Genomic DNA, 13,756 nt, shown 5'->3' on the forward strand with positions numbered 1-13,756 from the left:
GGCTTTTGCGGCATATTTAATCTGCTCATTTTCTTGTTGACGTAAATCTATAAGTGCTATTTGAATGAACTTCTAGGGAAATATATAGTTGATCTATATTGCAAACAAGGCCCAAGTGTTGTGACATATATCATTTTAATAAAAAGGGCAAATCGTGTAAGTGTAGGCAGTGGTTGACTAGTGGTTTTCTAGAGCCCCAGGCCGGATTGCAGCTCGTTGTCCTCGTTGAGTTCGTCATCGTCGTCGTAGCGGTAGTGCTCGTCGGAGTTTTCGTCGTCCCGGTCATCGGCACGCCACGTGCGCTGTTCGTCGTGGGAGGCTTCGCTGTTGTTGAGCACAGCGTCCCGGAGGGCTTCGAGGCGGGCGAGTGTGTCGTCGTGGTGGTCGTCGTTCGGGATGCTCATGGTCTGCCTCCATGCGTCGGTGATGGTTTGCCAGGCTTCGGCCTTGGCGTTCTGCCCGCCGGGTTCCGGCCCCAGCGGCGTATCGGGGTTGGTGCTGCGGATGTTGTAGGTCTCGCGGTAGGCGGCGGCCAGGCCCGCGAGTTCGTCCCAGTGCTCGGCGGCGGCTGGCTCCTCGGGACGTGACCCCAGTCCGGAGGTCCAGTCAGGAGGTTCGACCGCGACCTGTTCGCGTAGTTCGGCCTGGCGGGCGTGTGCGGATTCGGTGACTTGTTCGAGCTGCTCGGCGAGGTCGGGATCGGCGGCGCGCACGGTGTGGTGCGGATTGGCCAGCCAGGGCAGCACGGGTACGTCGGGGGTGTTCTGCTTGCGTTGCTCGTCCAGCTGGTCGACCACGAGCTGGGCGGCGTAGCGGTGTGCCTCGGTGGGGTCGTCGTCGGCCCGGTAGGTCAGTTGTTCGGCGGCGGTGGAGACGGCGGTGTCGGCGTCGAGTCCGTCGGCGGCTCCCGCTGCGGCGTGGCGCCACACCAGCTGCCAAGCGGGGTCGGTGACCGTGAGATCAGGGTTGGTGTGGGCGGTCACGGTTTGCCACCGGCGGACCTGCTCCTCGTCGGGTTCGGTCACACGGGCCGGGGGATGACGATCGGCGATGTGGGACTCGATGCGGCGTGCCAGCACAGCGGCCGGATCGGCGACCGCGTCGAGATCTCCTTGGGTGGTGGTCGTGTCGACGAGTCGGTCGGCGTCCCACCCGTCGCGTTGGGCACGGCGCAGCACTGCTCGGAGTGCGGGTTCGGCGGGTTGTTCCAGGGTCGTGGGGGCGTGCTCGACGAGGGCGTGCTGCGCGGCGGTGTCGAACAGTGCGTCGGTGAGGTGGTGGTGGCGTTCGCTCAGCACCGCCAGCGAGTCCTCGGTACGCGGTGTCGTGCTGGCGGTGTCGGTCTCGGCGATGGCGTTGGACAGCTCGTCCGCGTCGAATTCGGCGCGGATCCGCTCGATCGGGTCGAGCTCGGTGGTGTCGTGGGCGGACTCGCTGGGAGTGCGGGATTCGACAGGGTGCCACTGGTCGATGAGCGCGCGCCAAGCGCGGGCGCGTGGTCCCTGACTCTCGGGCTCGGGGCCCAGCGGCTGGGCGGGATCGCGGGTGGTGATGCTGTAGGTCTCGCGGTAGGCGGCGGCCATGCCCACCAGTTCGTCCCAGTGCTCGGCGGCGACCGGATCGTCGGGTCGTGGACCGAGTGCGGTGGTCCAGCGTGGCGGGTCGGCGATGATCTGTTCGCGTAGTTCGTGATGGCGGTGTTCGATGGCGGTGTTGAGTTGACGTGTGTAGTTGGTCAGCTCCTCGGTGAGTGCGGGGAAGTCGGGTCGGGACAGCCAGGGAAGGGCGGGGTGGTGTCCGGCTCCGTCGGCTCGTTGCTCGTCCAACGCGGCGGTGAGCACACTGGCCGCGTACTCGGGGGCGGGCAGCGGGTCGTGGGTGGGTCGGTGGGCGAGTTGAAAGGCGGCGGTGTCCAGGGCGGCGTCCGCGTCGAGTCCGTCAGCGGTGGCCGCGGCCGCCTGGCGCCACACCGGCATCCACGAGGGGGCCTCGACATCGGCGGTGGGTACGTAGGTCGCGATGAGTTCGCGCCAGTGGGGAATCTGCGTGGTGGTGGGGTCGAGACCGGGCGGGGGTGGTTGCTCGTGCAGCAGGCGTTGTTCGAGGCGCCACCGCAGCAACGCGGCCGGGTCGTCTGCGGCGTCCAGCGGGCCTTGGTCCAGGACGGCGGGGATGAGGTGCTCGGGTTGCCAGCCGAGGTCGCAGGCGGTGCGCGCGGTTTGATGCAGCGCGGTTGCGGCCGGCAGCTCCAGTAGCTGGGGAACGTGTTCGTTGAGCACGGCCTCGATGCGCTTGTCGGTGCCGATGTGGGCGACGTGATCGTGCTGGGTGACCAGGGTGCGCAGCGATTCGGTGGTGTGCAGTGCGGCGCGCAGTTCCTCGGTGGCCGAGGTCTCGGCTGAGGAGCGTTGCAGCGCGGCCTCGAGGACCCCGCGGGCGGTGCGGTCGGGTGGGGTTTCCTGGTGGGAGTCGATGGTGTGCTGGGTGGTTTCGACGTAGAGCCGGTTGTCGTGTTCGGCGCGGGTGATCTGGGTGTAGAGCTGCTCGCGGGAGAGCCCTTGGGGCACGAGGCTGTGTGAGGTGCCGTCGGTGACCGACATGCCCTGGCTGCGGTTGATGGTGGCGGCGTAGGCGAGTTCGACGTGTTCGGCGACGTACTCGGCCGGTAGCAGGACGGTGCCGCCGCTGGCCTGGTGGCGAACCTTGAGCGCCCCGCTTTCGCGCACGGTCCGCACCTGCCAGGTGTCGCCGTTTTTGACGAAGTCCTTGCCGCCGAACAGGGTTTTGAGTCGGTCGTTGCGACGAGTGACCACCAGATCGCCGGCGCTGGCTGCGGTTCCGTCGTGCAGCCGCACCGCGCGAGTGTCGTCGACGTCGCCACGCTGCAGGCGTAGTTCGCGGGCTTGGCGGTTCAGGGCGGTGACGTCGTCGGTGGCGGGCACGATCAGCAGTGAGGGGCGCCCGGTGTCGAGGTCGGTGCGCCAGGCGTGGTGGGCGGCCTCGCGCATCGTCTCTCGGCTGCCTTCCCGCACCCAGTTCTGCTCGACGTAGTAGTCCAGCCCGGACGGATCGCCGGAGTGCAGCTTCACCGAGGCCGCCGCCTGCTGCGGGTCGGCGAAGCGCACGACCTCGCGCAGGTGCAGTGCCCCGTTGGTGTGGGCGAACCAGCGCACCGCCCCACCGGCCTCGACGGCCGCGAGTTGTTTGTCGTCACCGACCAGCCGCACATCGGCACCACGGTTGAGGGCGTAGCGCACCACGTCGTGCAGCGTGTGCGTGCCGGACATGGCGGCCTCGTCGACGACGAGTACGTCGCCACGGGTGAACGGAAACACCGTCTCGGCCGTGCCGAGCCGCAGCGCCGTGGTGACCTGATGCAACGTGTGCGGGCGTGCCTGCAGGGATCGGCCCAGTTCCTGGGCCGCCCGGGCCGAGGGGCCGAACGCGTACACCTCGCCGGCCTCGGCCCGCCACGCGTCGGCGAAGACCCGCATGGTGGTGGTTTTGCCCGCACCGGCCGGGGCATACAGCAGCTGCACTCGACGTCCGGAGGTGGCGAACCCGCTCACTGCGCGCTGCTGCCCGGCATTGAGCCGCGCGCGGTCGAGCGCGCGCCGCACCGTCCCGTCGCTGATGCGCACCCCGTCACTCCGTCGTCCCCACGCGGCCAACGCCGACTCCTCGCGCAGCGTGCGGTGGGTGGTCAACCGCTGCGCGTTGTGCTCGGTGAACACGCTCTCGCCGCTGGCCCGGCGCAGCTCGGACGGTTCCTCGACCGCGGGCGGGGGCTGCAGCGAAACCGTGTCGGGATCCGCCAGGATCGCCTCGACCACCCTGTCCACGAGCTGCTCGCGGCTGCCGTCTTCCACCCGCAGATGCGCACTCTGCCGATGCGCCTCGGCCTCCAGATTCCAGCGATTGAAATGGCTGTAGTGGTCGGAGACCACCGCCAGCGTGCCCTGAGCCAGCTCGGCGACATCGATCTCGTCGGGCTCGCGTCCTGGGGTGGTGAACACCCGTGTGCCGAGCTGTTCGAGCTTGGCGGCATCGAGCATCTCGCGGGCCTGCCCCTGCCACCGGTGCAGATGCTGGGCCAGGGTGTGTGGTTCCTGCTTGGGATCGCGCGTGCCGTACTGCGCGCGGCGACTGATCTCGAGCATGTCGGTCGGGCCGGGTTCGCGGCCGTGTTCACGACGGAAGTCGACGATGCGGGCTGCACGATCGGCCTCCACATCAGAGGCCCGCTGGGAAAACCCGGTCAGCAGCTCAGTGGGCACCCCGTCGAGCTCCCACACCGGGCGTTTCAGATCGATCCCGCCCTGGGGACGTTCACTCCAACTCGCCCCGTGTTCGCGGAACAGGTCCCGCAGTCGCGAGTTGTAGTACTCGCTGGTGGTCACCGACGCGGCCAGCACACTGCGCCCGTCCAAGCTGGTCCATTTTCCGTCCGGACCCTGCACTTTGGCACTGATCGGCACGTGGGTGTGCAGATGCGGATCCCCGGCACGCGAATCCCAGTGCTCGAACAGCGCGGCGGTAATGCCGCGCACATCGTGCTGGGCGTAGCCGCCGTCTCCTTTACGGGTGAACGCGGCGTTGTTCTCGAACCAGGTCAGCGTGTCGCGTACCGCTTGGCGGTGCAGCCCGGCGATGTGCTCACGGGTGTCTTCGTCGGAGAGTGCCCAGGCCACGCTGACGCTCTTGGGTGGGGCGAACACGAGCTCGTAGCCGGCTGTGGCGTCTTTCTGCTGCCGGTTCTGCTCGGCCAACCACCGGCGCAGCTGCTCCTCACTCGGCTGTGCTCCGCCGTGGGCCTCGGCGTAGGCCTCGGACTGCACCTGGTGCCGAATCCGCGCGCGAGTGTCCGCATCGATCGCCGCCCCAGCAGGCCGACCGTGCTCCTCGTTGTACGCCCGGTAGGCCTCGGCGACCTTACGGCGCAGCTCGTCGGCACCACTGTGCTGCCGGAACCGGTAGCCCAACTTGGTTTCGGCCAGCGCATCGTCCTTCGACGCACCATCGGCGATTTTCTCCGCCTCGATGCGGTCGGCATCCGGATGTCGCCCCTCGCCGAACAACGCATTCATCTGCGCCGCGGTCACCTCGCCGGAGACTCCCAGCGCGGCCGTGCCGGAACCGAACCACTCACCGGCTGGGTATCCGTGGGCGGCGTAGTAGTCGAACAACGCTTCGCCGGGTTCGAGGTCGCGATCGCCGCACGCGACGCTGCCGGTCAGGTACTCGTGCCCGCTGGGCGAGAGCTTGCGCACCGCGATCACGACACACCCCACCAGTCGAGCTGTCCACGTCAGCTGTCTTCGTCACGTTAAGCCGCCGCAGCCGTTACCCCGGCCGCACCTGTCGCGATTCAGAACCGGGTTCGGAGGGAAATGCAAGAGGTGCTGTCCGGCTGGCCGGAGGTACCGGGAGGTCCGGAGGGGCCGGGTCGGTATGTCGGGCGCGCAGGCTGGGCAGGTCCGGGGCGGGGCCCGGTACAGGCGGGGAAGTGGGCGAGCGGGGGTGCGATGCGGGATCGGTTGTGCGGTGGGGCGGGTGGGCATGACAAACGGTCCCCCGGTCGGTGACCGGGGGACCGTGGCGGCGGGTGCGGGGTGGTTAGACGGTGGCAGCGGTGAGCTGCTCGGCGTCGGTGCGGCAGGCTCGGCACTCGCCATCGTCGGTGTTCACGCGGGCCAGATCACGCGGGTTGCGGCGGGTGCCGCATTGCTCGCACGGGGTGAGCTCGCTCGGCGCGGCGGCCTGCTCGGTGGGCAGGTTGGTCGTGACCCATTGTGCGATCGTGTCGCGGTCGGCCTGGTTGGCCTGCTGCCACAGCGTACGCAGATGCTTTGTCGGGTACGGGTAGTACTCGGCGAGGTAGGCGCACCTCGCCTCGATCATCTGGGTGTGGCTGGCCGTGGCGGACACGTCCAGTCCGGGGCGGCCGACGTCGCGGCACTCTTCGCACAGTCCGTCACCGACGCGAAGGTCAGCGTGGCTCGTGATGAGCTGACATCCCAGCGCGATACAGCATTGACCGTCCCGCGCGGGGGTGGTGCGGGGATCGCGACGTTCGGTGTCGCGGGCGTCGGGGTAGACGGCCATGTCTTCGTAATTGATGGCGTAGCCGTCGGGCTGGGCGCCTCGTGCGGGGGCGTCGTCAACTCCGGCGCGGGCGTCGAGGTAGTCGTGGGTGGTGGCGGCCTCTTCACGCATGACACGGCGAGCACGGGCGCGGTTCTGGGGCGGGGTGCTGCGGTGCTGCGGATCGGTGGTGGTGCGCACCGTGCCACCGGTGCGGCGTCGGGCGCGGGCGCCTTCAATGGCTCGGCGGTCCCATCGGGGGGAACGGTCGGGCTGCGGCTCGGTCTGTTTGCGGTGCTCTTCGGGAGTCGGGGCGCATGCTTCGATGACAGCGCGGGTGCGTTCGTCGGCCTGTCGCCAGTAGGCGCGCAACCGTGTCAGCGCGGTGCGGGGGTAGTGGGCCAGGATGCGGGCGCACTCGGTCAGGGCGGCGCGTTCGTCCTGCTCGGCGCTGCTCATGGTCTCGGACCACTGGCGGCGCGCGTCACGCACGTTGCCCGTGCGCAGCAAAGCGGCGACGGCGGACACAGAGTCGGAAATCGTGCCAGACTGTGGCATGAAAGAAAATCCTTCGGTAGTGGTTTAGCGTGATCGCCGGGCTTGGCGTTCCCGGCTTTCCTTGCGATTCCTAGTATAGCTCCTTGTTGAAAGAATTGCAAGCTGTGGGAGGTTTCTCGCCCTTCATTTTTGGCGCTTATTCGATCATGGATAAGTAGCTATTGCGCTGCTGTTTCTGTAGCGGCAAAGAAAATAAACTCGCCACGATAAAGCGAGAGCAATCGTACCTGCGCGTTCTTTTCTCGTTCCTTCGTGCGGGCCTCGTTCGTCGCGCGGGGTTGTCGGGTCAAGGGCGGGCCCCGCAATTTTTTCTGGGCATGTCGGCACCAATGTCGGTGTCGGGAGTGAAAAAATTGTGGGTACCTTGACGCGACGTTCCCGCGCGCCACGACAATTCGGCCTCGAAGGGTCGAGGAAACAACGCGCAGCCTCTGCCTGCCACGGCGCCCCATCCTCCTCAGGGAGTTTGACGTCGGGCGAAGCCCGACCTTGACGGGTCTGGGGGCAGGAACGGGTGTCCTGCGGGACGAACAACCCGCTCGGCGGCGAAGCCGCCCTCTTCACCCGGGGACAGGTGGGACGGCATAACTCACCGTCCGGCTCGAACACGGTGGACGTCGGAGCGCTACACTGGATCACACACGTCCGGCGGGACAGGCCGTAGTGGGCCTTGCGTGACGTCGGGCGTTCGTCGACGCGGTCTTGGCGGAGCCATCGTCCGCGGTGGTAAGCCTTCCGGGGCTTCCGCGTCGATGCGGGGTGTGTCCGGCTGCGGCCGGGCACACCCTCCGCGTCTCCGAGCCCTCGTGTCGGGCTGCCGCGCCAGAAGGTGGCTTCCCGAAGATCGGGCGACCTTGCTTGCGGTGCTGGCTAGCCTGTCGCTGACGTCGCACCGTTCGGGAGGGGCACGGTCATGACCGAATCCAGCACAGGCAAAGCTCGTCGTCGCTCCAGCAGAGTCAGCCAGCAACTGGAGCGGGCCCGGCAGCGCAACGCGGAACAACTCGTCGAACAGCGCGCGAGGGAACAGCGGGTAGAAACTGCGCTGCGGCAGTACGTCGAGGCAGGCGAGACGATCGCGGCCGAACACGCCCGCTGTGAGGAGAAGGTCGCCGTCTATCAACGTAAGATCGACAAACTGCGCGCCGATTCTCAGGAGAAGGTCGCCGACCAGCACACTAGGCAGGCCCAGGCGGCGCTATCTCTCCACGAGGGTGGCGGGCGCACGGTGGAGCAGGTGGCCGAGCTGCTCGAACTCGACTCGGAGAAACAGGCCCGACGACTGATCGCCACCGGCCGGGAGGCCGTCGCCCCGACTACGGACACCGAGTCGTCACCCGACGACGGCCAGCGGGAAGAGAGCCGGCTCCGGCAGGAAGCCCCGTCCGCCAACGCGACGTCAGTGGACGGCTCGGGGGAACAGGCTGAGCGAGTCGGGGATGTTGGTCAGCAGCATCGTGCACAGACTGGCCTCCTCCCGGCCCCTACCACGCATGACGACGAACAGGGTACGTAACCGTTCGATACGTTCGTGCCGGCCCGGTCCAATTGCCTGTCAGCTCCACCGCCTCGAGCCACCGCGATCTTGAGGTCCATGCGAGTGTCGCCGAACGAAGCGTCCGTACTGGGCCGCTTGATCCTGGGCGACTTCCCGGCGGAAGCCGCGCTGCCACAGCATCACGGTCGTGATCCCGCCGATGGCGATGATCGGGAAGACTACCGCGTTGCTCATCTCTCCTTGGCCCACAGTGGTAGCCAGCGGTAGGGCGAGCAGACCGGCGGCAGTGAAGAGCAGCCAACGGCGAGGTGTCGAAGGGAGGAACCAGCGGCGGGTCAGCCATGCGACGACGGCTCCGAGGGGCATTCCGAACACGGCGAGTATGGGCACACCGGCCAACCATTCGGTGCCGTCGGCGAAGGCGCGGCCGGTGACGATCCCGACCAGCCCCGCGATAGCCAGACCGAGAAACACCCCGAACCCGGCGACTCCGCACAATCGGAGGAACACCACGTGCGGGTGGACCCTCGTGGTCGAGGAGGCTATGCCACCACGGCGACGTGGTCGGTCCCTGTTGCTTCGATCCCGTCCGGCCGGAGGTCGGCCTCGCTGTTTCATGCCGATGCGGTGACCTCCACGCTCTCCCGGCAGGGGCGGTGGTGAGCACGGTAGGCGGCGATCCGGGGAGTCCGAGGCGGGCTCGTCCCGCACCCGCCGCCGGGCGGCGGGTGCCGCGCCCCATCGGTCGTCGGGACGTGCACCTGCGCCCCCTTCCCGGCAGTGGGGGACCCGCCTCGGCACCCGTGCTTCGGAGAGTCCCCAGACACGCTCTCGATCGTCAGGCCTGCGTTCAGGCGATGAAGGGGTTCGTGCCCCACCCGAGCTCCTCGAGGATGCCGTGGGCCGCGTCATTGACGAGTGTGATCAGTTCAGCGGGTGGGATGCCTTGGTCGAGAGCCTGGTGGAGCAGGGCGCCCAACCGGTGGTCGGGCTGGGACTGTTCGAGGTTTTCCAACACGACCCTGGCCAGGGGGCCATCGCCACACAGGTAGGCATGGACAGCCAGCAAGGAGGCGACTTCGCCTCTCTCAGGAGTGGGGGCTTTGCGGATCAGTGTTCGCCAGAGTTCATCGGCGGCCTGGCTCCAGTCACCGAGTGCCGCACTCAAGGCGAGGTCGCGAACGCTGGTGTCGGCGACCGCGATCAGCACACGCAGCAGCTGTTCCTCGGACAGCGACTTGCCGTCGGCGGTGGCTTGAAGCGCTTCCCGGACGGTGTGGATGCGGTGGGGCAGTGTCTCGGACGGAGCGGGGATGGTCTCTGACCGCAGCGCGGCGAGTTTCGCGGACAGCACCTGCTCGGAATCCTCAGCGGCGATGAGGGAGTGCAGATCCTGTCTGCTCGGGCGGGTGGTCGAGCCGCGGACTGCCTGCGCTGCGGCCAGCGGGGATATCGCCGGGTTGGGAAGTGTGCCGGAGTGGGTGGGGTCGAGATAGGACCGCCACGGAGCTCCTTCCCGGATCGCGGGGGCCCACAGCGCGTCGAGCGTGCTGATGCTGGCCTGGTTGAGCGTGTCGCGGAGCGTGGTGACCAGCTCGGTATGCGGCAAACCGGGACTGGCGTTGTCGGTGATCAGGAGCATGATCACCGCGTCGACGGGATGTTGCTCGAAAGGCCCTGTGAGCAGATAGTCGGCGAACTCCTGGGCGTACGTCGAGTTGGGGAGATCGACACGTAGGGTCATTCCCAGCTGCGTTGTGCTTTCTCGGCGGTGCAGTGTGCTGAGGACCAGCGACTCGGCCGGGTAGAACCCCAGCATGTGGGGAGTCGCTGCTAGCAGTTCAGCGGGGGTGGACAGTGAGATGGTGTTGAGCATGTCCATGGCATCTCCTTGCTTCGGATTGTTGAGGCAGGAACCACGCCGGGGAGGTCTCACGGCGTGGGGAGCTGTGTGATCAGCGGAGTGAGCATGAAAAACCGGGCCCGGTTTGGTCCGGGCCCGGCAGGTGGACGTGTGGGGTCAGGTCACGTCCAGGCCGCAGCGGCGACAGGCGAGGATGGTGGCTTCGCCTTCGGTATGGGAGCCGTACCACTCGTTGGCGAGTGGATCGTCATTGGTGCACCGTTCCGGGGAATTCGGCCACGGGCGGCCTGGCAGCATCAGTACCGCCCGTCCGGGGTGGACGTACCCACCGGCGTGGTGGGCGGGGGCGTGTCCCCAGCTGGCTCCTTCCGGTAGTGGGGGCCGTTCGTAGCTGTGCGGGTACGGGATGCCGTCAACGCCCGGTGTCGTCGCCATCAGCATCGTCATCGTTCTCCTGGAGTGGGTGAGTGCGTTCTCGGCTGATGTCGCAGGGTCAGGATCGTGCGGTCACTGCCCTGGGGCGGTCGAGTCGACAGTGGGCACACACAGGCCTCGGCGTTGCCGCCTGGGTGGCGTGCCGGGCGACCAGGGAGGTGAAGTCGCTGCCGCCGGGGTAGGGGGCGATGTCGAGGGCCAGCCACCCCGGCACGGTCGGACCGACGATCCGCAGTGCCCAGCAGGCGGCCTGTTCCCAGTACGCCAACGGCGGGTCGGCATACGGGGCACCGTCGTCCCACCGGAAGAGAATGTCTCCGAGCGCATCACAGAACCACGCCACGAAGCGTTCCCGGTAGTACGCCGGTGCTGTCGGCGAGCACGCGCGGGTATAGGCAACCCGGGCCAGCTGATCACGAGTGAGGAACTGGCCGGTCGAGATCTGGGTGACCGCGAACACGGTCTCGGTGGCGAGTATGCCGCGGCAGGACCGGTCGACGAGTTCGAGCGCCTGCAGCGCTCCCACGTTCCGATGGGTTTCCTGCCACAGCGGGGTGGCGTCGGGATCGCAGAGGACGTCGTCGAAGCGGGTGATGAGCACATGAAGCGACACGGTTTTCCTCCGAGCAGAAGCGGCACGAAAGCACAACGGGCAGGCCCGGACTCACGGAGCCGGGCCTGCCCGTTAGGAAGGGACACGCGCTCTCCGGGCCTGGAGACTTCCCCGAAGCCCGGGCAGAACGTCAGAAGGGGATCTCCTTGTCCGCTTCTGTATCCGCGGGAACCGAGCCTCCCGCTGTCTCCTCGGGAAAGGCGCTGGAGGATCGGGACACCTTGGCCACTCGGGCGTTGGCATAGCGCAGTGAGGGACCGATCTCGTCGACCTCCATCTCGACCACGGTGCGCTTGGCTCCGTCCCTCGTTTCGAAGGAGCGTTGCCGCAACCGTCCCTGCACGATCACCCGCATCCCGCGGGTGAGCGTTTCGGCGGCGTTCTCCGCGGCCTGTCGCCACAGGGTGCAGCGCAGGAAGAGGGGTTCGCCGTCTTTCCATTCCCCGCTGCGGCGGTCGAAGAAGTAGGGATTGTTGGCCACGGTGAAGTTGACCACCGCATCGCCGCTGGGGGTGAACCGCAACTCGGGGTCGGCGGTCAGGTTGCCGATGACGGTGGTCTGGGTCTCTCCGGCCATGATGGGACGCTCCTTCGTGACGGGGACGAGCTGTCGAAACGAACCGAGCCCCTCGGCGGGCCGCTGCCCCGATACGGGATCGGGTTCGTGCCCGGATGGGCTGTCGATCTGCGGCCCTCGGATCAGGAGGTGGCTGCTGGGGCACGGGTGCGCGCAGCGCATCGCGTCAGCGACGCCGAAGGCGCCCGTGCGTCAGTAGCCACCTCCTGATGGACTCCGTGGTGATCGACAACCGGCCGGGCACGAACCCCGCCCCTCCTAGTTCTTCATCGCTCTTGCCTGGGGACGCGGCTGGTGGGAGAGCACGCGATCACACCGGCCGATGCGGCGAGTAGCGGTGCAGTTCCTGCTCGCGCCGGTAGTAGCGGCGCTCCTCCGGTGATGGGCTCTGGACGCGGGTGTGGTGCGCCCAGCCCGGCGTCAGCAGGAGCGGGGTCGGCAGGTCGTCGGCGAAGCAGAGTTGCCACCAGCTGCCCGGATCGTGCATCGAGCCAAGGGGAGCACTGCTCTCCACGCGGCGGGTGGTCCACTCCCCGCACGGGTCGCTGTAGCTCCGCCGGACGCGGAGGTACACGGTCTCGGTCGGCAGCGTGTTGTAGATGTCGAGGGGACGCACGAGTTCGTCTCCGTTTCTGTGCACACACGGGGGTGCAGAGCGTGCTGCTGCGGGCCCGGAACGCTCGACGGGCGAGCGGACTGTGCGGGGGTGGTCTCACTCGGCCCGGCTGGTGATGTGGCGGGGACGGTTCCTGCCCCAGATCAGCCCGTCGCGGATGGTGTTGGTGGCTTCGCGGGTGGTGTGAACCCGTCGTGGCCGATGTGTATGGCGGCGGCGGTGTGCAGGGCCTGCTGGGCGGTGTGCTCGTCGAGGTCACCGCTGCCGACCAGTTGGCCGAACCGCCCGGCGGCGCGCAGCAGGGTGTCGTGGCGCTGTCCCGGCAGGGCCTGGGAGACAGCGCTGGTTTCGCCGTCGACGATGGCGGCCACGTAGGCCCCGGCGCGGCCGTTCGGCAGATTCAGCTCCACCGGTTCCGGCGGGGGTGGTGGTTTCACCGCGTCGACCAGCCAGTCCGGCAGCGGCGCGATCGTGACGGAACTGGCCACGCGGTAGGCCCCGCCAGTCAGCACGGATCCGGCGGCGACGATGTAGCCCCCGGTTCCGCGGGTGTCGATCCGCCACCCGAGCCGAGCGACGGTGGAGCGCAGTTCCGGTTCGGTCGGAGCGCGGAAGTACAGATGCTGCCCACCGCTGGGGGTGGTCACGGTGTAGGTGTGACTCGGGTAGGGCTGCCCGGCGGTCGTGGCGAGACGGGCGAGCACTTCCTGCCCATCGCGAGCACCGGACCATGCCAGTGGCGGCTCGTGCTCGTGAGCCTGGTCGAGGTCGAGCACGTGCAGTCCGCTGGGGCCGCAGGCGATACCGATGTTGTACGGCCGCTGCGACCACCAGGAGCGGATCGCACGGGGATCGGTGGTGGCCGTCGATTCCCAGTCGGGGAGGACGGCCGTTTTGCTGCGCGGCCACAGCGGGATCACATGGTGCCCGGCGTGGGCGGCCCGCAGCGCGTGGCGCATCAGCCGCGGTTCCTGCCCCCGTCCGCGGCCTGAAGTAGGGGCGGATCTCGATGACGCCATGAGACTCCTCCTTCGCGGTCGTAGTGTGCGCTGAGCAGCGCTGGTTTGCGAGTAAGGTCGTGCCGCACACGAGCCCGGCTGTCTCCGGTAGCAAGGGCCAGGACGTCCACTTCGTCGCTGTCGGCGCGGAGCGCGCCGGATGGCAGCTATCGAGAGGCTTCGCTGATCCGTGGGGTGGCGTGGCGGTGGCAGAACCCGCCGACCAGATCGCCGGTGAACCGTTGGGAATGGGGCTCTGTTGCCGCTCGGCAGTCAGACTGAGTCGAGGGCGAGCTTTCGAGACGGCGGCGCGAGCGCGGGCAGACCGCGCGGTCGAATCGTTCGCGCCGCCTCAAGGGGGTGACAGCGACCGAGCCCTCCTCGAGAGCATTTACCACCGAGGGTTTGGTCACTGAGTACCTTGACCAGCTCCGCGCTGTTAACCAGGGACGCAGCTGCTGGCCATTGTGCTCCGCTCCTGGAGACAGAAGTGGGGCCCCCCCCCCACATCGG

The 13,756-nt window shown here is 67.9% G+C and carries 10 protein-coding genes; 1 reads left to right on the forward strand and 9 read right to left on the reverse strand.

Annotated features, from left to right (window positions below):
- Positions 1 to 188: 188 nt before the first annotated feature.
- Complete coding sequence (gene mobF, locus ACOQFL_RS02485) at positions 189 to 5,291, reverse strand: MobF family relaxase (RefSeq protein WP_435542432.1); 5,103 nt, start codon at positions 5,289 to 5,291, stop codon at positions 189 to 191.
- Between the two features lie 325 nt (positions 5,292 to 5,616).
- On the reverse strand, positions 5,617 to 6,642 hold the full coding sequence (locus ACOQFL_RS02490) for a hypothetical protein (protein WP_435542433.1): 1,026 nt from the start codon (positions 6,640 to 6,642) through the stop codon (positions 5,617 to 5,619).
- Positions 6,643 to 7,555: 913 nt separating this feature from the next.
- Here ACOQFL_RS02490 and ACOQFL_RS02495 point away from each other — a divergent pair.
- A complete protein-coding gene (locus ACOQFL_RS02495; protein WP_435542434.1) occupies positions 7,556 to 8,158 on the forward strand; it encodes a hypothetical protein in 603 nt (200 codons plus the stop codon).
- Between the two features lie 39 nt (positions 8,159 to 8,197).
- Here the strand turns inward: ACOQFL_RS02495 and ACOQFL_RS02500 are convergent, their stop codons facing one another.
- The 7 genes from ACOQFL_RS02500 to ACOQFL_RS02530 all read right to left on the reverse strand — a co-directional run bounded on the left by ACOQFL_RS02500 (position 8,198) and on the right by ACOQFL_RS02530 (position 13,264).
- Positions 8,198 to 8,653, reverse strand: a complete 456-nt coding sequence (locus tag ACOQFL_RS02500) for a hypothetical protein (protein WP_435542435.1) — start codon at positions 8,651 to 8,653, stop codon at positions 8,198 to 8,200.
- A 337-nt stretch (positions 8,654 to 8,990) separates the two neighbouring features.
- On the reverse strand, positions 8,991 to 10,022 hold the full coding sequence (locus ACOQFL_RS02505; RefSeq protein WP_435542436.1) for a DUF4192 domain-containing protein: 1,032 nt from the start codon (positions 10,020 to 10,022) through the stop codon (positions 8,991 to 8,993).
- Positions 10,023 to 10,160: 138 nt separating this feature from the next.
- Complete coding sequence (locus ACOQFL_RS02510; RefSeq protein WP_435542437.1) at positions 10,161 to 10,451, reverse strand: hypothetical protein; 291 nt, start codon at positions 10,449 to 10,451, stop codon at positions 10,161 to 10,163.
- Between the two features lie 46 nt (positions 10,452 to 10,497).
- Positions 10,498 to 11,052 carry a hypothetical protein gene (locus ACOQFL_RS02515; protein WP_435542438.1) on the reverse strand — a complete coding sequence of 185 codons (555 nt, stop codon included), beginning with the start codon at positions 11,050 to 11,052 and terminating at the stop codon, positions 10,498 to 10,500.
- A gap of 130 nt (positions 11,053 to 11,182) precedes the next feature.
- Positions 11,183 to 11,629: a single-stranded DNA-binding protein gene (locus ACOQFL_RS02520; RefSeq protein WP_435542439.1), complete on the reverse strand. Its 447-nt coding sequence runs from the start codon at positions 11,627 to 11,629 to the stop codon at positions 11,183 to 11,185.
- Positions 11,630 to 11,939: 310 nt separating this feature from the next.
- Positions 11,940 to 12,245 carry a nucleoside hydrolase gene (locus tag ACOQFL_RS02525; RefSeq protein ID WP_435542440.1) on the reverse strand — a complete coding sequence of 102 codons (306 nt, stop codon included), beginning with the start codon at positions 12,243 to 12,245 and terminating at the stop codon, positions 11,940 to 11,942.
- Between the two features lie 143 nt (positions 12,246 to 12,388).
- Entirely contained in the window at positions 12,389 to 13,264 is an 876-nt protein-coding gene (locus tag ACOQFL_RS02530; protein ID WP_435542441.1) for a bifunctional DNA primase/polymerase, read from the reverse strand.
- Positions 13,265 to 13,756 lie beyond the last annotated feature (492 nt).

Source organism: Actinopolyspora sabaoui, assembly GCF_051225635.1.
Classification (GTDB): Bacteria; Actinomycetota; Actinomycetes; order Mycobacteriales; family Pseudonocardiaceae; genus Actinopolyspora.